The organism is Porphyromonas macacae DSM 20710 = JCM 13914, from assembly GCF_000379945.1.
In the GTDB taxonomy this organism is placed as follows: domain Bacteria; phylum Bacteroidota; class Bacteroidia; order Bacteroidales; family Porphyromonadaceae; genus Porphyromonas; species Porphyromonas macacae.
Window position 1 is genome coordinate 1 of sequence record NZ_KB904127.1, and the last position, 22,878, is coordinate 22,878.

General features: G+C 44.9%; 16 protein-coding genes. 7 read left to right on the forward strand and 9 right to left on the reverse strand.

Annotated features, from left to right (window positions below; translation table 11 throughout):
• Positions 1-185 (forward strand): hypothetical protein (locus A3GI_RS11720; protein WP_018360190.1); only part of this gene is annotated, 185 nt, incomplete at its 5' end.
• Positions 186-270: 85 nt separating this feature from the next.
• On the opposite strand, the gene A3GI_RS0104005 is transcribed toward A3GI_RS11720, so the two are convergent.
• The 9 genes from A3GI_RS0104005 to A3GI_RS0104035 form a co-directional block, all read right to left on the reverse strand.
• The gene (locus tag A3GI_RS0104005; RefSeq protein ID WP_018360191.1) at positions 271-1,788 is read right to left on the reverse strand and encodes a SusD/RagB family nutrient-binding outer membrane lipoprotein; all 1,518 of its coding nucleotides are present in this window, start codon (positions 1,786-1,788) and stop codon (positions 271-273) included.
• An 11-nt stretch (positions 1,789-1,799) separates the two neighbouring features.
• The gene (locus tag A3GI_RS11835; protein ID WP_238319991.1) at positions 1,800-3,773 is read right to left on the reverse strand and encodes a TonB-dependent receptor; all 1,974 of its coding nucleotides are present in this window, start codon (positions 3,771-3,773) and stop codon (positions 1,800-1,802) included.
• Positions 3,712-5,025, reverse strand: a complete 1,314-nt coding sequence (locus tag A3GI_RS11840; protein WP_238319990.1) for a carboxypeptidase-like regulatory domain-containing protein — start codon at positions 5,023-5,025, stop codon at positions 3,712-3,714. The genes A3GI_RS11835 and A3GI_RS11840 overlap by 62 nt, the downstream gene beginning before the upstream one ends.
• 354 nt (positions 5,026-5,379) lie before the next feature.
• Entirely contained in the window at positions 5,380-7,569 is a 2,190-nt protein-coding gene (locus A3GI_RS0104015; protein ID WP_018360192.1) for a TonB-dependent receptor, read from the reverse strand.
• Between the two features lie 6 nt (positions 7,570-7,575).
• Positions 7,576-8,253 carry an HmuY family protein gene (locus A3GI_RS10480; RefSeq protein ID WP_018360193.1) on the reverse strand — a complete coding sequence of 226 codons (678 nt, stop codon included), beginning with the start codon at positions 8,251-8,253 and terminating at the stop codon, positions 7,576-7,578.
• 290 nt (positions 8,254-8,543) lie between these two features.
• Complete coding sequence (locus A3GI_RS11900) at positions 8,544-8,669, reverse strand: hypothetical protein (protein ID WP_256592964.1); 126 nt, start codon at positions 8,667-8,669, stop codon at positions 8,544-8,546.
• A gap of 113 nt (positions 8,670-8,782) precedes the next feature.
• On the reverse strand, positions 8,783-11,557 hold the full coding sequence (locus tag A3GI_RS10485) for a TonB-dependent receptor (protein WP_018360196.1): 2,775 nt from the start codon (positions 11,555-11,557) through the stop codon (positions 8,783-8,785).
• Between the two features lie 156 nt (positions 11,558-11,713).
• Complete coding sequence (locus A3GI_RS0104030; RefSeq protein WP_018360197.1) at positions 11,714-13,000, reverse strand: DUF2851 family protein; 1,287 nt, start codon at positions 12,998-13,000, stop codon at positions 11,714-11,716.
• Between the two features lie 18 nt (positions 13,001-13,018).
• Complete coding sequence (locus tag A3GI_RS0104035; RefSeq protein ID WP_025079541.1) at positions 13,019-14,101, reverse strand: mannose-1-phosphate guanylyltransferase; 1,083 nt, start codon at positions 14,099-14,101, stop codon at positions 13,019-13,021.
• Between the two features lie 312 nt (positions 14,102-14,413).
• On the opposite strand from A3GI_RS0104035, the gene A3GI_RS0104040 reads away from it, so the two are divergent.
• Genes A3GI_RS0104040 through A3GI_RS0104065 form a run of 6 tightly spaced genes read left to right on the forward strand, consistent with a single transcriptional unit; the run spans position 14,414 to position 22,862 of the window.
• On the forward strand, positions 14,414-17,194 hold the full coding sequence (locus A3GI_RS0104040) for a TonB-dependent receptor (RefSeq protein ID WP_018360199.1): 2,781 nt from the start codon (positions 14,414-14,416) through the stop codon (positions 17,192-17,194).
• Between the two features lie 22 nt (positions 17,195-17,216).
• Positions 17,217-18,437, forward strand: coding sequence for a DUF4876 domain-containing protein (locus A3GI_RS10490; RefSeq protein ID WP_018360200.1), 1,221 nt, complete (start codon positions 17,217-17,219; stop codon positions 18,435-18,437).
• A gap of 5 nt (positions 18,438-18,442) precedes the next feature.
• Positions 18,443-20,020, forward strand: a complete 1,578-nt coding sequence (locus A3GI_RS0104050; protein ID WP_026215924.1) for a DUF6850 family outer membrane beta-barrel protein — start codon at positions 18,443-18,445, stop codon at positions 20,018-20,020.
• A gap of 12 nt (positions 20,021-20,032) precedes the next feature.
• Positions 20,033-20,920: an ABC transporter ATP-binding protein gene (locus tag A3GI_RS0104055; RefSeq protein WP_018360202.1), complete on the forward strand. Its 888-nt coding sequence runs from the start codon at positions 20,033-20,035 to the stop codon at positions 20,918-20,920.
• A 14-nt stretch (positions 20,921-20,934) separates the two neighbouring features.
• Positions 20,935-21,603 (forward strand): hypothetical protein, encoded by a 669-nt coding sequence (locus A3GI_RS0104060; protein ID WP_018360203.1) that lies wholly within the window; start codon positions 20,935-20,937, stop codon positions 21,601-21,603.
• Between the two features lie 17 nt (positions 21,604-21,620).
• The gene (locus A3GI_RS0104065; protein WP_018360204.1) at positions 21,621-22,862 is read left to right on the forward strand and encodes a DUF4857 domain-containing protein; all 1,242 of its coding nucleotides are present in this window, start codon (positions 21,621-21,623) and stop codon (positions 22,860-22,862) included.
• The last annotated feature ends 16 nt before the right edge of the window (positions 22,863-22,878 follow it).

Here is a 22,878-nt window from a genome sequence, read left to right on the forward strand (position 1 = left end):
AGGTCAAGATGGACTTCGCCTTTCTAGCTATGGCCTTTAATCTGAAGAAACTATGTGCTAAGGTTGCTCGAAAGGCGAAAAACACTCCCAAAAGACCTATATCAACCCTCAATCTCGGCCTCATGCGCTTCCACCTCCTCGAAAAACACAAAAATATCCCTCAAAGGCTAAAACCGGTGGCTTAACCAACCACAAACCAAAACTAAAAGGAGCTGCGCCAAAATTCATTTTGACACAGCCCCCTGTAATACGCAATATGCAACATTCAATTTACTTCACGTCCCACCACAGTCTTGTCGTTGTTTTATCCGGTTGGATGGCAGTTGCTTCTTCATAGTTTTTCTTATTAGCGTCATAGTCATCGGGGTGATAGGCCATACGCAAAGGCATCTTCTTATCGGAAGCATCTTTCCCCGGTTCAATAAAAGGCCAATCCAAGCGGCGAATATCCGACCATGCCTCAACACCATCTTTCAAATAGTTGTTAAGCCAGCGTTGCATGGCAATCTTCTTCAGATCGCTCGCCATGTCGCCGGTAAGAGCCACTGCAGGCTGAGCCACATAAGAAGCAACAAGCACGTTGGCTTTCAATTTGGCCAAAAGCTCGGGAGCCAGCTGCGGAAAAACCATTCCTTCACCTATTCCGCAATTATTGAAAGCCTGCTGAATACCTTCGACATAATACTTCGATGCACTTCCCGTAATCCAACCGCGCAAAGCGGCTTCTGCCTGTAGCAATTTGATGTGGGCAGCAGAAATCACCTCCTGCGCAGCATCCTGCTGATAGTATTTTTGCGTAAACTCCGAATAAGGTATCGACTTTTCATTCTTAACACCAAACGGACAACCCACATAGGTACCATCGCTTAACGGTGTGGCATAATCGACAATACGGGGGTCGTTCAATGCCAGGAAATTATCCACTACATAATGGCTGGGAGAGAAATCTCTACGGCCATCCACAACAATATTTAAATAAAGAAGGTTCGCATTATCATTCTCTTTTAGATAAGGGAATGCGAATGTATCGCCATCGCCCAAAACAGCCGCACCGTCCGTTTCCAGACCGCCATCGGCAAAAGCCCGGGCAAAACGCTCTTTACCGGCTGCCGGATCGACATCCGCCAACTTAATGGCCATCATCATACGCAAAGAAGCATTCAGCTTTTTCCACTTGACGATATCTCCTTTATACAGGATTTCAAAACGGCCATTCAATTTTTTACCCGGATCAAACATTTTATAAGCTTCGGTCAGACGTTTATCCAAATCGGCATAAATATCCTTCATGTTGTCATACTTGGGAGCATGCTTACCCTCGAGCGCCTTAATCGCTTCAAAGTACGGGGTCATACCAGTAGCATCGGCGATGTGCATATAATAATATGCACGAAGCGTTTCCGCCACGGCAATCTGATTGTTTTTTCCTCCCCCCAATGCACCGGTTCGAGGATTGTTTTCCTCCCGGTTCATGGCAATGATCTTTTCACAATTGTGAATGGGCTGAGTATACAATCCTCCATTTGCAAACTGCAACAAGGCGGGCGTAAAACGAGTGAATTGGAAATTTCGAGGTTCGGAAAAATATCCCGCATTAATCTGAGTCCACGGATTGTAAGTGTCATTAATCGAGAAAAACGGCATCCGCATCTCCGCCCCCAGCAACAGGTGTGTTGTTTCCGGATTGGACATCTGGTTCGGATCTACGTTTATATCTCCAAAATCATCGCAGGCAGTAACCCCGAACGCAAGCAGTGCAATCGATAATATATATTTAATTCTTTTCATAACAATATCATTTAGAATGTTAGATTAACCGTAAAACCAAATGTACGAGAGCTAAGCGTCTGTCCCATTTCCATATAACCGCCAAAAGAGTTTATCGCCTCGGACACATCCAAATTAGGCACCCCGGAATATATCAGCCAGGGATTATTGGCAACGAAAGCAATGCTGGCGCCTTTGAGGAATCCGGTTTTATCCAGCAGACTCTTCCGGAATTCATAAGAAATGGCCAACTCTCTCATTTTCACATAAGTAGCATCGTAACAATACGGCCCCCACAAAGAAGATTTGGCACTATTGAAGTAATAAGAAGCCTCTATATAAGAGTCCACTTTGTTTCCCTCCGTATCCACTCCAACCACATGCACACCGCCATTTTGGTCCAATGGTGCACGGACGTCGCCTCCACGAGCATTTTTACCGATGGTAGAAGAGAGCAAACCGCTACCCTCACCGAACATATTCGATACGGACAGAATGTTTCCGCCGATCTGAAAATCCAAAGATGTACGGAAGGTTAGATTTTTCCAGCGTAAAGAAGTAGAGAAACCTCCTGTAAAATCGGGTTGCACATTGCCGATTTCATGAGCCGTTTGATCTGTTACCAAATCATACTCTCCTTTCTCTATATCTATTATTTTGCCTTTCTCATCTTTTTCTGTTCGTTTTCTGAATACCTGGCGTCCTAAATCATCGTATTTCCAGTCATTGGCCAAAATAGCACCAACAGGTTTACCGACGATCGCATACAGACTTGCACGCGAACCGAAGCCCATCCAATTTACACGATAGTCCTGACGGATACCATCCAGTTCAAGGAGTTTATTAACATTCTTGGCAAAATTGAAATTAACATCCCATTGCCAGTCATTCGTTTTAACAGGAGAACCGCCCAACGAGATCTCGATACCGCGATTCCGAATCTTACCAGCATTGACTTTTCTATAAGAGAAACCCGAAGCCGGAGCATTATTCAGGTTGATAATCTGATCTTTTGCCACACGGCTGTAAAAGTTGATATCTCCCCAGAAACGATTATTAAACATACGAAACTCCGTGCCGACTTCATAAGAAGTGGAAATGGTCGGTCTGATTTCGGGGTCGTTCAAAGTGCGGATATTGCGTGCCCAGGTAGTGGAACCGTATTTGCCGGTCTCATAGGTTTGATATACATTATAAGGATTCATGGTAGAACCCACCTGAGCCAAAGAGGCCCGTATCTTCCAAAAATTGAGCACCGGATTTCTCTCGATCAAATTACTTGCAATGGCAGCCAAAGAAACACCTCCGAAGAAATAACTGTTGTTCTTGTCGGGCAACGTGGAAGACCAGTCGTTGCGGGCGGAGAAATCTGCATAGTAAGTATTCTTCAGCCCGAGGGTCAATGTACCGAAAAGGCTGCGAGTGTGATATTTGCTGGTAAAGTTTTCAGCCAAAGGTTTACCGTTGGAAGCACCGAAATTAAAACGCAAGTCGGTCAAACCATCCGTTGTTTTGCCAATCAACCGGTCATAACGATTGGTTCTGTCTTCCACATAAACAGCTGCATCCAAAGTCAGTTGATCCTCCCAGAAACGATCGGAATAGGCCACCTTACCCTGTGCTCGAACATCAATAATCCTGTTTTGCTCCTGTCCGTAATATGGAACAAGATCTTTACCAACCAAATTCAAACCCACTTTGGTTTCACTCATATAATTACGCAAGTTCCCGAAGAGAGAAGCCGTAGCTTTTATCTTATCGGTGATTTCATACGTGGCATTGGTGCTGAACACGTTCCAACTATATCTGGAATATCTGTTAACCTCGTTCATCAAAGCAAACGGATTATTATGATAGGCCGGGGTAAAATCTCTCGGACTTATAATATTCCATGTTCTGAAAGAACCGTCAGGACGCACATAATTCTCTTTAAGGTCTTTGATGTTAACGTTCGTGCCCCCATTGGGTAAATGAATACACCGGATTAAATGCTCCGTATTCCTCATTGACCGCATTGTGATTTTCACGGTAGGTATACTTATAGTCCAAATCCACCGTCATACGCTCCATCGGTCTGAAGCTGGTTTTCACACTCAGGAAACGGCGAACCGCATCGCTGTTATAAGCCATACCACGACGTGAAACATTGGTAAAAGAGACACGCGTCATGTGATCCTGACTTGCCCGGCCGAAACCGATATTGGTGGTATTGGTAATACCCGTACGGAAAAGCTCCAGGATGTTGTCCTTACCATGAGCCTGCCAGAGCGCAGTCTGCCCGAAACGAGGATCTGTGGTATCCCAGGCATAAAATGGGATATAAGGTTTGCCGTCGAATTTCGGTCCCCAACTGGCATCGTTTGCATAGTCATAGAAGCGTTGTCCGTCAAGCACTTTCCATTCGGGATTATGTCCCTCTTTCCATCTATATACATACAACTCGGCATCGGCACCCATATAACCGCCACCGTATTCCTGCTGGAAGTCGAAATAATTAACCGGCTTTTCAAAGGTGGTGGTATGGCTGAAGTCTACCACTGTTTGCACAGCACTGCCACCACCGGAAGCAGTTCCGCCACGAGTAGTGATAATAATGGCGCCGTTACCGCCCTCAGAACCGTAAACAGCCGTAGCAGCAGGCCCTTTCAGTACGTTGAGGCTCACCACATCATCCATATTGACCATGTTTTTATTGGTGATTACCCCATCCACAACATAAATCGGCTCCGAACCGCCCGGACTCAAAGAAGAGGTACCCCGCAACACGATCGAACCGGCATCGAACGTAGCACCCGAACCTCCTATAAAACGGGCTCCCGAGATCTTACCGGCCAAGGCATTGTTCAAATCGGTGGTTCGGGTTGTTTTCAGATCGTCCGACTTTACCTGTTGGACAGAATAGCCCAATGATTTTTGAGAACGCTTAACACCCATACCGGTTACCACAATACCCTCAAGAGCTTTGGCCTCAGGGTCAAGGGTAATTTTCATATTGGCAGAAGCAGGCGCCTCGACGGTCTTCATGCCAATGTAGCTGATCATCAATGTTTTCACAGAAGTGGGGCCACTAAAGCTGAACTTACCATCGAGGTCCGTTTGAGCTCCGACTCCCGGGAAACCTTTTGCCACGACAGAAGCTCCGATAACCGGCTTACCATCTTCGGAAGAGATGACAACTCCGGAAAAAGTCTTCTGTTGTGCCAATGCCATTCCTACTGTGAACAATAAGAAAGCAAGAAATAGCGTAACTTTTTTCATACTCCAACTTTTAATAATGAACAATAAATACAAGAAAAGAAAACTATCTGCAAAAATTAAACATAGAAATAACACAAAAAGAAACTAATCATTAATATATAAATACATTTTATTATATCAAACAATATAAAAACCGTTTACGAAAATACAACGACAAAAAAACCAATTATCATCAAACAAACAACGGAAGAAAAGAAATAACGGCCACCTTCAATTAAAAACGCCCTAAAACAAAAATATCGGACAGTTTTGAAGGTATAAAACCTAAAAAATACGAGTCGCAGAAAAATCAAAGAGGGCACGTCGAGATGTTCGACGTGCCCTCTCTCTCCTGACAGAAAAGAAAATGTGCCTTTACCAATTAAACATATCTGCAAAATTCAAATTAAGCGTCCCTACCAGGCTGAGACCTTTCTGAGGCAATTGCAGAGAACTGTCGGCAGCCTTGTCTTTATAATTGAAAAGATTATCGATGCCGAGCATCAGCATAATACCACGAGGGAACTGCGCCCCCAGATTGAGCGAACAAAGCGTACGGGCATCGTAAACAGCCAATGTATGAGTGCCGTCCGAAGAAAAATCATACGTTTTTAACTTGGAATCCCACTGCCCATTGAGGGAAACAAAAGATCTGACCTTGCCGATGCGCTTTGAATACATACCGCTGAACGTTATGCTGTGAGGACGAACGAAAGAAGTGTTCTTACCCTTTGTTTCCTGAAAATCATTGACATAAGCATAAGCCCCGGTCAACGTAAGCCCCCATGAAAAGCGATAACGCATGATATACTCGGCTCCCAGCGTTTTGGCCTTTTCGGCATTGACATAGCGCCGGTCTTTGGTATTATCGCCCAACAAAGCATATACGATCTTATTTCTGAAACGATTGTAATAAGCAGAGACGGAGGCATTGAAAGGCCCTTCCGTATATTCGGCAGACAAAGCAAACTGGTGGCTGGTTTCGGGTTTCAGATCCGGATTACCATATAACATCATGATACCCAAACCTCCCATATCGTACTCCTGATAAAGCTCTTTGAGCGACGGAGAACGAAAACCCTGAGAAAAGCCGGCACGTAAGGCCAAAGAAGAAACCGGACGATACATGGCCGACAATTTGGGAGTCAAGTGCCAATGATACTTGCTGTGGTAATCGGCACGCAGGCCAAGAATAAAATTGATTTTGTTGCCGATTTTCCAATCCTCCTGCGCATAAAGCGCATACGTTCCGGCTTTGGCATCGGCACTGTCTTTAAGCATATAATGCTTGAGATACTCATAGTTGAAATCCAAACCGGCACTGACCGTATGATCGCCGAAAGTGCCCACATAGTCTGCACGGGCGGTTTGGGTGCGGTTACGATAATCGGTACGTACTCTACCCGACTCGAAATCTTTATCCTTTTTATAGTGATCGAAAAGATAAGAAATCTTGAGTTGCTGTTCCGGTGAAATCAGGTAGTTGACTCTGCCGTTAAGCGTATAGTCCGAAAAAATATCCTGAAAGCCCTTCGTCTCCTGCGGTGCTCTTTTATTATGGTAATAGCTTCCTTTCAGTTCCACACTCAGATTATCCGTGATGTTACAGCTAAGCTTCTGCACGGCATCCCAAACCTTAAAACCGCGAATCAAAGCACCCGTAGAAGGTTTTCCTTCCTGAGGGGGCGAAGGATTGCCTATCTTATAAGTATCACGCATACGGTAAGTAACAGAGGTCAGGGTAGAGTAAATACTTCTTTTGACACCGCCCGAAAGGTTGTATTTCCGGCCGTTGGCGCCGGCATAGCGACCGTTGAAAGAAGCGATCACCGGCCGATTGGCTTTTTTGGTGATAATATTGATTACCCCTCCCAAAGCGTTGGAGCCATAACTTGTGGACTGCGAACCTTTGATCACCTCCACACGCTCGATATCGTCGATATTAAAACGGGAAAAGTCGACATTATGATCCGAACCTTCACCGCTGACACGCTCTCCATCGACCAGGAAAAGCAGATAGGCACCTCCTACTCCCTGATAAGTGATGTAAGGCATTTGGCTCATGGAGTTATAACCGATCTGCAGGCCGGGGAGTTCGTACTGCAAAAGCGATTCCAGGTTTACGGGGTTAAGCATCTGAATATCTCTATGCGATATGACCCGTGTCAGAACAGGTACATCCTTCAGAGGCTTCTCTACCCTGTTGCCTGTTACGACCACTTCTTCCAGCTGATTCACCGCTTCTGCAAGGGAAACCGACACGACCGAAACATCTTCCTTACCGGTTAACACCTCCTTCTCCAAAGGGATATAACCAAGACAGGAGAAACGGAGCTTCACATTTTTCTTTTCTCTCAACTTAAGCACGTATTCGCCCCGCGAATTGGTTTGCACACCGATAGTAGAACCGACCACCCACACCGAAGCTCCGGGCACAGGCTCATTCCGTTTATCCAATACCACTCCGTGAATTTTATACGGATATTCACGGTTGATATTATTAGCATACACGGTGACCGAAGCCACCGTGAACAAGATCAAAAGCAATATAAAAAGTTTCTTCATCCCTTCTTATTTGGCAGGGAAAAACAGGTATGACAAAGCCACATAACCGGCTTTTCCTTCTTTGTAAAAATTACCGAATTTCAGTTTTGCCAGACTGCCATCCTTGCATTTCAACACCATCACCTTACCCACAGGTTTATATTCCACCGGAGGCATACCGCCGGTTTTAATATGTTCATAAGCTTTATACAACTCCGAGTTAACATACGATTTGGCAGCATAACCCATCTTACCCTGCATCATAAAAGTCATATCGATAAGCACCTTATTTTCCACAACCACGTCCTTTTTATATCCGGATGCAGGTATTTCGGCTGTATTGAGATCTTTTACGGCAGTCTCTATGGCTTCACCGCCGTTGGTACGGATAAAAGCATGATTCAAGGCAATATGCCACTCAAACCCGGCAAGATCGGATTCTTTCCCTCTGGCAGGTTTGCTTTCCACGATTTTTCCATTCTTAAAGTAATTACAATCGCTAAAGTCAAAAAAAGATTTCATCTCGCCGGTCTTCAAGTTGACGTAAGTCCATTTGGCATAATCGGATGCGTTAATGGTTATCTCCTTAAGAGTAGCGGGGGGAGGAGTCGGAGTCGGTTCTTTTTCTTTTTTATTGTCTTTATCACAAGAAGTCAAAGACAGGAAAAGCACAGCCATAAGGGCTGTATAAATCTTGGTTTTCATAAAGCAGGTAATAAATTTTATTTAAGTATCGGCAAAATTAGAGCGACCGGGAAGAAAACGCAATACTCAAAAATGATGATTAGCACTGTTTTTTAATACATTTTTATACCTAAAAAAGAGCAAAACAATCGATTAACCCGGAGAGCAGAAATTTATTGCCTGATGGTTCAAAATCCATCAGGCAAAGAAAAAAAATCCAAGTTAACTTCGTTGAAAATTTTTCAGGCAAAGGATTTCGAACCATCAGGCAGAGAATTTTCATCCTTCTCCCGGTTATCCGAAACGTTTACTCAAAAACCCATCAAAACAGGGCGGTGTGTCATCATGCGCAAATGACTGCGTTCCCTGCGACATTCGACTTCGGACACGTACTTCGGTATGCTCCCTTCAGTCTCAGCGCCTTGTACTTTAGGCATTCTGATGAATCTAAAAAGGGGGCTGTGCCAAAATTCGATTTTGACACAGCCCCCCTGTTGAATGATTGAGAAAACAAATAACAAACCTGCTCTAAAAACAAGAGTCCTTTCGGCTAATGAGGTCCTCTGCCTCTGAATTCTCTTTCAAAAGCCGGTGAGCGCATATCATTTTTACCGGAACCGGAGGAAAAAATGTTGAAGCGGTAAATAAAGTGTACCATCAGATACCGCCCCAAAGTATTGGTGCTTTCGTTGCGAATGGCCAAAGCTGTGTTGGTACGGCTGATATTGCTGCGTTGATTGAGAATGTCGTAACCCTTAACGCGTATCGTGGCAGAGCGGCCGGGTAGAAAACTGTATGAAAGGCCTCCGTTCAAAATCCACTCATCGGCCGCATAGGCGGCAGAATAGCCTCTATTGGTCCTGTAGGTAATGTCATACTCCAAATCGAAGTTGAACGGCAAACGAATTGTGGTTTCGTTTCCGATCGTATAGTCGAAACTGTTTTTCATCTGATTCTGCACTTCAATGCTGTTTTTCACATTTTGATACCTCAACGTTCCGCGCAAACCGGTATCGAGCCATTCGTTGCGATAAACAAGCGCCAAATCTTCATTCAACATAGTGGCCAGAGAGCTGTTGCGGGCTCCGTTGATAAAACCGATATTTCGATTGACCATGTTGAAAGTGCCCAAACGCAGAGAGAAGCCGGAGTTAAAGAGAGGCATGGTCCAGAACCCGCCCACCATCATACGCCAGTTACCGTTTACATTTTTGTACTCGATGGTGCGTTTACCTGTTTTAACATCATACATACTGGAAGAAACGATATCGTCCAAAGTAAAGCTGCCACCTACAAACATAGCCAGAGAAGTTTTCGTTTGAGTACTGAATGTGCGGAAATGCATACGCAAATCGTTGCGATAAGAGGGGCGAAGAGACGGATTGCCGATGTATTCTACCAGCGGATTGGTAATATCGGGCACCGGTATCATCTGCTGCACAGACGGTTGGTTCGTATTACCGCGGTACACAAGTTGCAGGTTGGTGCTCTTGCTCGGCTTATAATTGAAACGCAGCGAGGGAGAGATATTCAAGCGGCTTATTTTAACCGGCTCAATTTGCACGCCACCGGCTTCACTATGGCTTTTGGTGGTGTTAGGGTCGAAATTGATACCTGCGGTCAAGTCATACAAGGCGCCTGTTTTCTTAATATTAAGGCCAAAAGTATGGGTCAGCAATGAATTCGTAAAATTGCGACTATATTCCGTTTGCGGCAATACATAGTTACCATCGGCATCCGGTCTGAAAGCTTCACGCTCGCTTTTGCGCTTGCTGTTTCTTATCTGATAGATACCCTGCAGAAAATAGTTTTTACCCAGAGGCTCCACCCAGGAAAGACGCACACGGAACCGGTAAGCCTGATTGTTGCTGTTCAAGAGCTGATCGACATCCTGCAAAACGACGCCTGTGCCACCTGTGAGTTTCGATTGATACAAACCCTCGATACGGCTGTCTTCATAACCGCCGCGCAGAGACAAAGACAACGTGCGACCGTCATCGTTCAGTTTGCGCGAAGCCTCTACATTAAGATTGGCGTTCAGGCCCCTGGTATCTGCGTGTTGAACGGAGTTACCTTTGTTGACCATGGAACCGTCTGCATCGTTCCGGGTTTCAAAATCCTCCGTGTTGTCCACGACACCTTTGCTCAAATTGAGTGAAGGCTCGATGATTATTTCTGTTTTGTCATTCGGTTTCCACTCCATTCGCATCCGCACATCGGCGGCTTGTGTTTTGGAATTGTTAGCTGAATTTTGTTTCGATGTAGTGCTACCGGACTCCAGAAGATTTTGCTGCTCCACATTCGAAATCAAAGACTTGTCTGCATATCCGTAATTGGCATTTCCACCCATTTCATATCGCGGAGAAAATATATGTGCGGCATTCGTTCCCAGAATATAACTGGCGGTAACGCCTTCATTGCTCGAACGGCGCGCCGAACGGGGCAAACCGGCCTGGCTCAGATCCACACCGATATCCGAAAAGCCCATATTATTGGTATTGTTTCCCCCGGCTACGACCGTCCATTGCGAATCACCGGAAAAGCGATTTACGATACCATTCGTTTCCCAGCGTTTCTCCGAACCGGCTCCGGCAAAAACAGAGCCGAAAAGACCTTTTTTCTTGTCGGGTTTGATTTTGAGATTGATAACGGTTTCTTCCTCTCCGTCATCAAATCCGCTCATCCGTGCCATATCGGATCGGCGGTCTACCACCTGTACCCGCTGTACCATATCTGCAGGCAGATTTTTACTGGCGACCTTCGGATCGCTGGTAAAGAAATCTTTGCCATCCACCATAATACGTTTGACGGCTTTTCCATTTACGGTGATATTGCCATCGGCATCCACTTCGGCTCCGGGCAACTTTTTGATAAGCTCTTCGAGAGATGCTCCTGTCTGTAAATTATAACTGCCGGCATTATATTCCAGCGTATCGTTGTTAATAACGACCTCGGCAGCCTTGGCCGTGACGGTTACATTGTTCAGAAGCTTCCCCATCCCTTCTTTCAAAGTAATGGTTTTCAACTTTTGATCGGCATTGCCCACGCGGACGGCTTGGGTATACTCCGTCAGTCCCACATAAGAGATAGTCAGCGAATACTGATTGTTCTTGACATTTTTCAGGGAGAAGTAACCATTGTTGTCCGTGGCCGTACCATAAACCATCTCTCCCTGGGAATTAAAAAGCTTCACGGAAGCCATGGGGAGGGGCTTTTTTTCTTCGTCCATAACCCTGCCGGACAGTGTTGCCTGTGCCATTGCCCAAAGAGGGAACAGCAAGAGAAATAAAGAGGCTAAGAAACGCACATGCAAAGAGCTTTTCATAGGATTCTATTTAATTAACTGTTTTTAAGTGATTTATTAGAAAGCGCATACCGCATCATGATGTATGCAAGTACTATGTAAGAGTGTTTTTCAGGAAACAGGTTTAACGGCAAAAGGCCTTTTTTCGGAATCTCGCAAAACCGAAAACTGAAAATTCTATTTTTTTAAGGAGAAAAGAGAGATGCCCCAATGACAGAAAAAGCATTTTCCGGATGTACAGTATCCATCCATCAGCTGGATTAGCGACTGGCTGTCGGCCGCCGAGTCCACCTCGACCCCGGCTTTCCGGAAAAGACGTATAATACGGTTGTTCTCAGGAGGTAAAAGCTCAAAAAGTTTTACTGCTTTTTCAGCCAAAAGCGGAATTTTTCGTTCCTGAGCATAAGCATAGAGATAAGGCGCAACAACATTGATTAGAATAAGATGATAAGAATCTTCACTGATACGTCCCTTTTCAGGGCGGGTCTCTCCTTCGGGGCCAAACAAGCTGTAATGAGATTGCCAGAAATCGGATACTTCGGGCATAAACAAAGGCTTCAAATCGTCCGGATAATTGCTCTTCAGGCAGGCATCCCCGATCCATTCGGCATGATGCCATATAGCAGCAAGCTGTGCCAGCCTTCTGTGGGGCGAAGCCACAGGACGTATGCGATGCAAGCGAAAAGCATTGCCGGGAAGGGGCTCGAGCCCGAACTTATGTTTCAGAAAAAGGTATTCATCCCGAAGTCGTATCACATAGTCTGCGGCCGTCTCGTCTACATCGCCTAAAAAACCGGCCTGCCCCAAAAGGAGAGCCTCCAACTGGAATAAACTGCTGCGATGTTTTTGCAAAATCCGCAATGGCAACGAACGTGCCAGACGCTCCATCGGGTCATTGTTTACCCTGAAACCGAAATAGCGTGTGAGCAGTATATAAAAAGTCTGAGACCAATCGCCGCCGGACATCTCGTAAAACTTACGAACGTCTCCGGCTTTCCGTTCCAGACGCTCTACAAGCAATCGGTCCATCCAGCCATGTTGCCGGATAGAGGTGAGATCTTTCAGCCGGCAGGCACAAGGCAGTTCTCCAACACCCCGGGATAAAAGGGATGCCATATCATACATCTCGGGGGAAACTTCAATCTCACACGCCGGGATTTCAACTCCTGAAGCCGTAAATACGGGGCGATCCTGTTTGAGTACTACGTGCAATATGCAGTTATCATAGTTTCTGTCATGCTGGTGACCATGGACATACCATTCCGAAGATTTGGCGTGTATCTCTACATTGCCTACCCACAAAAGACCGTTTATTCGAATCTTCGCATTAAAGAAATCGGGGCCGGCGTCCGTATTACGAATGCCGGGGTCTATAACCTCAACAGCACTACCGGACAGGCTCCCTACCGGAGTCAATGCCCTATAGTGCTGTTTTTGCCAAATATAATATAGCAGAGTTTCCACTGCTTTTAAGAAAGCGGACTAATTGTATTTATTGTCGAAACGGATGGTGGCATCGGCTGCAAACTGCTTGATTCTCTGTTCTTCGCTTTTCTTACAAATGAGAAGAACATTTTCCGATTCGGCCACCACACAGTCCGTAAGCCCCTGTATCACAACCAATCTTTCGGGATCATCCATGAAAACGATATTGCGCTCGGATTCATAGAACTGAACTCTACCGCGCAAGGACACATTCTGCTGCTCATCCTTAGGACTTAAATCATAAAGAGCCCCCCATGTGCCCAAATCGGCCCATCCGAAATCCACGGGCAATACCATTACCAAATCGGTCTTTTCCATAATTCCGTAGTCAATGGAAATATTGGGACACAGAGGAAAACTTTCACGGATATAATCGGCCTCTCCGGGAGTATCGAAGAGTGCCAATCGTTGTTCTAAAGCAGTCGAAACTTCGGGCAAATGGGTACGAAAAGCCCGGATGATACTTTGCACATTCCAAACAAAGATGCCGCTATTCCAAAGAAATTCGCCGCTATTGACAAAGAGCTTGGCCATTTCAAGGTTAGGCTTCTCGGTAAACGTTTTGACATTGATAAAATCACCTTGTCGCACATCATCCATCTGGATATATCCGTAACCCGTTTCGGGATGACTCGGGCGAATACCCATCGTAACCAAATTGTCGTTGTCTGCAACGAAAGCCAACGATTTTTCTATGGCTTTCACAAAGTCCTCTTCGCGCAAGATAAGGTGATCCGAAGGAGCTACAACGATATTGGCATCGGGATTGCGGGTAAGGATACGATAAGAAGCGTAAGCAATAGCCGGAGCGGTATTACGGCGCGTAGGCTCCAACAGTATCTGATCGGCATTCAACTCCGGCAGTTGCTCCCGGATTTTATCGCCATACTGCTCGTTGGTTACCACAAATATATTTTCAGGGAGAATGAATTTCCGGAAACGCCGATACGTAGCCTGCAGAAGGGAATGGCCGGTGCCGAAGAAATCAATAAACTGTTTAGGATTATTCTCTCGGCTGAGGGGCCAGAAACGGCTTCCTATACCTCCGCCCATAATGACGCAATAATTGTTTGAATTCATGGCCAATCAGTTTGTTTGTTAATGAATTTCCTAATCGCTATGCTTCGCATATTTAGTTGCTTACAAAGCTAACAATTATTACGAAACCGCACACCCTGCATTCAAGGGCAAAGAAAGGACATAAGGGCTTACGCCCGTTGAAATTCGATCCATCTAAAAAACGAAAACGATAATCCTCGAGCACCTGACCGGCAGTTTATAAAAATCTACTGTTAAAAAGCAAAGACAGAAAAACAGCAAAAGAATCCCCTATTATTAGGTATTGACACACTGTTAAGAGTACAATTATATTTGAACTTAAATCTTCGAGGCATGCAAAATTTAAAGTTCATTGCACAAAAGGCACTCGTACTTATCCTGTCATTCGGTTATACAATATATCTTCCGGCACAGCAAAAAAGCGAGTTTTTTCAGATAAACGGCTCAATCAAAGACTTAGAAACAAAAGAAGGAATCGAGTCTGTATCCGTCATGCTGCTGAACGAGGCCGGAAAAATTATTTCCGGCACCATCACAAACACGCAAGGAGAGTATACTCTATCGAAAATACCTAAAGGAAGGTATATAATAGTCGCTTCGATTATTTCTTACGAAAAGCGGAGCAAATCCGTAGAGGTGGATAAAAACAGACAAATAGACATTCTGCTCAAAAACCAGGCCTTTGCATTAGGAGACGTCGTTGTAACAGCAAGGGAAAGCAGACATCTGCGTACCATCTCGTCCATTAACAAAGAAGCGTTGAATTTATTACAGCCGTCAAGTATTACAGATGTGCTGGAATTGTTACCCGGCGGTAAAGCTGCGGATCCGGTGATGAACAAAGCAAACATCATTCATCTGAGAGAAAACAATACTCCGTCCGAGAAGTATGGGACGGGGGCATTGGGTACCACTTTTATCATTGACGGAAGCCCCATCAGCACAAACTCCGACCTGCAAGGGATGCGAGCTTCGGGAGAAACTTTCGTTGGCAATAAATCGACCGTGGGGATGGGATTGGATATGCGTACGCTTGCTGCGGACGATATAGAAAACATTCAGATAGAACGGGGAATCCCCTCCGTAGAATACGGTGATCTCACTGACGGATTGGTTAAGATCACCAGAAAAAAAGGAGCTAATCCCTGGGAGGCACGCTTCAAATCCGACCTGACCTCGAAACTCTATTATACAGGCAAAGGATGGGGCGGGAAAAAGAGCAGCCTCAATATCGGCATTTCATTTATCCACAGCAATAAAGATCCAAGGGATCCGCTGGAAGAATTCAAACGACTCAGTTTTTCCGTCCGAAACAGGCACAACACAAGCCTGGGAAAGCATCGCTTGATCTGGAGCAGCAATCTGGACTTCAACGGCTCTTTCGACAACTACAAAAAAGATAACGAACAGATTATCTTCCAAAACGATTTCTTCAAGAATTCGCGCCAACGCTATAGCTGGAGCAACAATCTCGATTTATACTTCAAAGAACCCGGTTGGATAAACAGATGGAATAACCTCATTTCCGTCTCATTGGGCAATGACCGGATGAAACGAAGGCAAACCATATTCCTGACAAGACCTTCAGCCGTACCGAATGAAGAAGGAGAGGGGGAATTCATCGGCACCTATATTGCACCCGAATATGTTTCGGAATGGGCGGTAAAAGGGATACCCCTGACTGTACATGCAAAATCGATGGCATCCGGTCAAAAGCGTTTTGGCAGAGTACTTTCTCAATACAAAACAGGAGTGGAATGGCAATTGGACAAAAATTCGGGCGACGGACTGGTTTTCGATCGCTTCAAGCCTCCTTACCTCTCCAATATGCGCTCGAGAAACAGGAAATTTTCAGACATTCCGGCTTTTCACCAATTGTCGGCCTTTGCCGAAATCACAACAAAAATACCGATCAGTGGACATCGCATAAACAGCAGTCTGGGGATAAGGGCTACCGGCACTCCGGCACTCTCATCTGCATATCACCTGTCCAAAATCATGGCTTTGGACCCACGCATGAATATCCAATGGCTCTTTCCGGAAATCGAAATCCGGAAGAATCCGCTGCAGCTTTCCCTGCAAGCAGGCTACGGCAGACTCAGCAAATTTCCCACCATCGGGTATCTCTACCCGGAACATTATTACGACGATCTGGTCGAACTGAATTACCATCACCAAAAGCCGGAATTGAGACGTATCGTATTCAGGTCATACGAAACCAACCCCACGAATTACGAACTCTCCTATGCACAGAATCACAAATGGGAAGTGCGCTTGGACGCCTCGTACAAACGACATAACCTGTCGATAACCGTTTACAGAGAAAATTTGAGAAACGGTTTCAGACCGCAAACACAATTCAGGGCTGTGACTTATAAGAAATACGATTATTCCGGCATCGATCACGACCACATCACCGCTCCGCCGGATTACACGCAGTTGCCTTTCGCCCGGGATACGCTGTTACGGGCTTCCACAAGAATAGGCAACGGCAGTCACACCGAAAAACAGGGTGTCGAGTTTCAGTACAACTCCCCCCGTATTCCGGTGATACTGACACGTATCACTTTTAACGGGGCTTATTTCCACAATAATTACTCCAACTCTCAGGCGGTGTACAAACATCCGTCTGTCATCCTCAACAACAAAGAATATCCCTTTGTGGGTAAATATCGCTTTGACGACGGTTATACCTCGGACTATATGGCCACGAACCTAATGTTCGACACCTATGCTCCGCGACTGGGTATGAATTTTATGTTCAGCATCCAGGGCGTTTGGAAAAATACTTTTACCTCCAAGCGAATAGCCGAACTACCCATTACCTATATAGACAAGCAGGAACAGGAGCATGTTTATACGCCGGAAATGGCCAATGATCCTCTGCTTCGATGGCTCTCGGATATCTCTGCCAACAATGAAAAGTTTGTCCGGAAAGAGCCGATTTCGGTTTTCCTCAATTTCAAAGGCACAAAGACTTTCGGCAAACATTTCACTCTGGCTCTGTTCGTAAACCGTCTGCTCGATATTCAAGAAAAGATCGTGATAAACGGATACCAAAGCCGGCGACAGACAGATCCCTACTTTGGTATGGAATTGAATGTAAAAATTTAATCAACTAAAAACTTATAGAAAAATGAAAAAGAATTTTTTATGGTCTTTCGGCATCATTTTCTTCATACTGTTGAACATGATTGCCTGTAAAAACGACGATACTCCCGGCGTATCCAAACAGGAAGTAATCTTTAAGATCAGCCCGGCGGAAAACATCTCCGACATCAAGAACCTCTCCATCATCTTTACAAATGTGAATAATCAGGAACAAAAACTTACGTTCACCCCTGAAATATCGGGAGGGAAGGTCAAAATAGAAGTGCCTTCCGGTATTTACAACATAGAACTAAAAGCTTCTGCCAAACGAAAAGAAGATTCTAAAGAAGTGGTAGTTCGCTGTTACCTGAGAAACATCAGTATAGAGAAACAAAAGTTGAATTTAGAAGCGACATTGCAGGCAGAGGTCGAAGGTAGCGGTTTTGTACTGTCCGAATTGTTTATTGTGGGCAGTAAAACTCCGGCCAATAAAGAGTACAGACAAAGCAAATACTTTGTTATCTATAATAACTCGGACAAAACGCTTTATGCAGACAGCCTCGTAATCTGCGAAACGGATTTTATGAACCACATCAGAAGAGAAGATCTGAATCCGGTTGTATTGGACAAAGCCGTACCCGTAGGTGTGGTTTTCATGGTTCCGGGCAAAGGCAAAGATGTGCCGGTAAAGCCGGGCGAACAGATTGTACTGGCAGACATCGCCAAGGATCACAGCAAAATACAATCGTCTTATCCCGATTTAAGCAAAGCTGATTTCGAATGGTTCGACGACCCGAAGAAAGATCCGAGCCTCGACGAAGATATTCCCAATGTGCCCAACATGGAAAAAATCTACTCCTACTCTCTGTCGGTATGGAATCCTCACAGTAAAGGGTTCAGAGGATATATCATAGCAAAAATGCAACTTCCGGTAAAAGAATACCTCAAAAAATATAAATACGACTATAGTTATTCGACAATTGTTAAAGGAGAAAAGATTTTCAAAAAATTCTCCCGCTATATGATTCCCAATGACTGGGTAATCGATGCCGTAAACCATACGCATGCCCAAGGATATGTCTGGGATGTCATGAACAAGAAGTTAGACCAGGGGTTTACTTTCATAAATGGCAACAAAGACGAATCCAAAAGAGATTTGGCCACTATCAGAAAAGTGCTGAAAGAGGAAAACGGAAGGAAAATTTATCAGGATACAAACAACAGCACACAAGATTTTGAAATTAAAAAGCCTTCTTTTTGTAAATAACACCGGTGACTTCCTTATTTAACTTCAAAATGCAAAAACTCATGCAGTCTGCACGCCACCTGTCAGTGGCGTGCGGACTCTGTTTTACCTGTTTCCACCTGCTCCATGCCCAGCAGACTGAAAAAAACGGGAATGAAAGTTACCGGTTTCCCACCCGATACCTGTTAAGCACCGAACATTTGAAAGAGGTTTACATGCTTCCCTCCGATAAAATATATCTATACAAAAAGAATTGTTATATCGGGAAAACCGGAGTAAACACATTCCGAAGCAAAGAATACACAGACCCCTCGGAATACAGCCGAAACCGTACTGCATTCAAAATAGAGGCAGAGGCTTTTCACCGGCTCGGCAATAAAGATTTTGTTTGGGGACAGGCAAATTATATCAATACAAAAAAAGAACAAATACTGGGGCACGGATCGGCAGATATTTCACGCATCTATCCTTACACAACAATAGACTATACGGGAGGAAACGAACACTCGGAAACGTACGGCTTTACCTCGGGATATGCCCGGCAATTCTCCAAAACGGCCATCGGTGCCGAAGTCTCTTACCGTGCAGCCTCTTTTTCTCGAAAAACGGATCCCAGACCGCTCAATGTGGTTTCCGACATCAACGGCCATGTAGCGTTAAGGCTTCATGTAAACCCGGATTATGCTTTCTCTTTTGGTCTTCAAGGAGGCTACTACAAACAGCACAGTCAGATAAAAATGTTCGGCAACGGAGATCTGATCGAATCCTACCACTATCTGGGGTTAGGCTTTGTGCACTCGCGCTTTTTGGCAAACAATGGAAACATCTATATATCCGGCTATTCGTGGGGATCTGGTCTTTCTTTTACGCCAAACAAAACATCGGGCTGGATGGCCGGTTTGGCGTTCAACAGGGAGAAACTGACCAAAAGCCTCGATGAAAACGGCAATCTGTCTCCTTTCGAGATCAATCGCATCGAAATATCGGCACAGGCAGGAAAAACGGGACTGTTCGGCGAAGGCAACGTCTACTTACTGCTTAAGGCCGTACACAAACGAACCACCGGCAAAGAGTATTTATACGGACTGCCCTCTTCCGATCAATATCCTCTGATCGGCTCACAAAACCTTTACTCCGATGTATGGCAGAGTATTTCGCTTTCAGGCGGGTACTCGCTCGGCTTGAGCAGCAGTTTATTCGAAATCACCGGGAAATATTCCTGGATAAACAGCCGTGAACAGTACGACGAGCCGTTCCGCCGTGTAAAACTCAGCCTGCTTCATTTCTCCCTCACCCCTCGTTACACTTGGAAGAAGCAAAAATGGGTATATAACATCGCCCTGCCCACAGATTTTACACACAATATACAGGCAAAAACGAGTTTTGATGGAGAGAATATCTCAAATCCCGTTTTAAGAGCTCTTGCTTTACACCGATACAATTCGGTGCAGGGACAAACTTATGCCATAGGCTTGAAAGCGGGTGCAGGATACGCATTGAAAACCGGTTTGCTTTTTGCTTCTCCATTTATAAAATACACCTACCACAACCATATAAAAAACAGTAGCCATGAGGTTGGATTTACCATAGGCTATTCATTCTAATAAACCACTTTTATGGATAAAGTCATCGAATGCCGGAATATAACGCACTATTATGGACAGAAACCGGTCTATGAGGGGCTCTCTTTTGAAGTAGAGCGAGGCAAAGTGCTGGGACTTCTGGGGAAAAACGGCACCGGAAAAACGACGATCATAAATATTTTGAACGGTTTCCTAAAGCCTCGCAGCGGAGAGTGTTTTCTACTGGGTGAAGATTCAAAAAGCATCTCTCCCCGGACAAAAGCTAAAATCGGACTTCTGCTGGAAGGGCATGTCCAATATTCCTTCTTCAACATCATGCAGATCGAAAAATTTTACCGGGATTTCTACCCCCGCTGGAATGCCGATGCTTACTTCGAGTTAATGGCGAAACTGAAAGTAGAACCCAAACAGCCGATAGCAAAAATGTCGTGCGGACAAAGATCGCAGGTGGCTCTGGGGCTTCTTTTTGCTCAAGACCCCGAACTTTTGATACTCGACGACTTCTCCATGGGCTTAGACCCCGGGTATCGCAGACTCTTCGTAGAATATCTGCGAGACTGGGCACATGCCGGCAATAAAACGATCTTTCTGACCTCCCATATTATTCAGGATATGGAATATCTGATCGATGACTGTATGATTATGGACTACGGCAGACTGATGCTTCATAAACCCACAGCAGAAATACTGGAAAACTTCCGGAGATTTCACGTAACCCTGCCGGCATCGGTAAACCGGTTGAATTTTATGGAACTCCTATCGGTAGAAAGGAAAGAAAACCGCTGGACTTTCTATTCATTCCTGAAAGAAACCGACGTGACACAACTTTTATCGGCAAACGGCATCTATCCGGAAAGCACTCTGACAGTAGAAAAATTGAGTCTTGAAGATGCTTTTATCGGCCTGACAGGCAAATACTAACAACAAATCGAACTATGAATAAAAATATCTATTATAAAGAGTGGACCAAGACACGGCTCACATTCTGGGTGCTGCTGTTTTTTGTGATGGCTGCATACATCTTTGAAGCCTCAAAAATGTACATCGCCGGCAGAGAAGTCGGAAACCTCTATCTGTGGCAGCTGATGATTTTGAAGGGAATGGTTCCCTTCCAGTCTCTTCGTCTTATCCCTATGCTCACGGGCATTCTCATCGGCGTAACTCAATTCGTTCCCGAGCTGCGCAAGAAAAGACTCAAACTCAGCCTTCACCTGCCATTGAATCATTTACACACACTCGGCAACATGCTCGGTTTCGGTCTGATTACGACTCTGACCATAACGACCCTCAGCCTGGGTTTCTTCATCGCTTACAGCAGCCTGTACTATCCGCGGGAAGTCATTCAGACATGGATTCTGACAGCCATTCCCTCAATCATTTGCAGCTGTGTGGCTTACCTTGCCATGGTCTGGATACTGATAGAACCTAAATGGAGCAAAAGAATATTCAATATTATCATAACTCTGGGAACCCTCTACATATTTTATCAGTCTCAGGAAAATCTGGTGTACACCCCGATAATATGGTTTTTAATTCTCCTGATCGTACTGTTTGCACTCTTCAATTGCATTTCACTGAGACATTTTGCAGACGGTATCGAATAATCTAAAAACGAAAAAGAATGAAACGTATCATCTATATCATATATCTGCTATTCGTATCTCTCCTTGCTTCGTGGTTGATACCCGATGCCGTACAATTCCTGACCTATTCGTACGATCGCTACCCGATGATCCACTTCAGCAGCATCAATAAAACTTTTATGTTTTACCAAAAGAACGATAAGGGACAATCCGTATATCAGGACGAAAACGGGAATAAATACACAGAGAAAGAATATTACGCTTTGCACCCCATGCTCTACTACAGACAGTTGACGATGGACGGCTCCTTGCCCGATACCATCGAGGGCATGCCTGTCAGCCCGGAACAACTCAGCAAGCAAACGTTTACTTTTCGTTACAAACCGGAGGAGAAAAATCATCCCTCAATACCCCTATATCCCATGTACGAATCGGCTTCCGGGTTGGTTAATCTGTCCGAACCGACCGATATGTTCAGACTGAAAAACAAAATGGAGTTTATCGAAAGCAGCAATAACAGAAGGAACGAAGGGAAAAGCGAATTGTTCACTGCGGCCTTAAACAAAGCAGGTTTTACCTTTCCGGCACAATGGACCGCCGGTTTGCCTTTTGCCAAGAAACCTTTTGATGACGGATATTTTTCTTTGGACAAAACCGGTAAACTCTACCAAATCAAGATGGTCAAGGGCAGGCCTCAAGTAGCAGACACCCATGCATCTAAAAAATTTGCCGTTCGGCATATGCTGCCGATTTCGACGAAAGACCATGCTTTGCTGGGTTTTGCAGTAAGTCGGGAAAACGAGCTTTATGCTCTTTACAATCAGGATTTCAAACTCCGAAAGGTTCTGAGCAACTTCGATCCGGACAATGATAAATTAAGCATCTTCGGCAGTCCGCTCTATTGGACGATTTGGATCGACAATGAACAGGGACGCACGGCTTTTGCCTGGGATGCCCGCACGTATGAAGAGGTAAGCAGTTACCATATTCCGCCCAAAAAGAAGCTTTGGAATACCCTACGGCAATGGCTCTTTCCGTTCCGCACAGAGATCAACCATAATAATACGGCCTACATCTTTCCTGTCATTACCGATCCGAGTGGCAAGGCTTTGATATTGAACTTCATATTGGCAGCAGGTTTCTGGGTAGTGGCGAAAAGGCAAAAACGCAAAAAAGGTTTTACCTGTTTCAGCTCAATGCTGTTTATTCTTGCTTTCGGTCTGTTCGGCCTGATCGCTACAATAACCGCATCCAACGAAACATCATTAGACCACACATAAAATAAAAATGTGAATT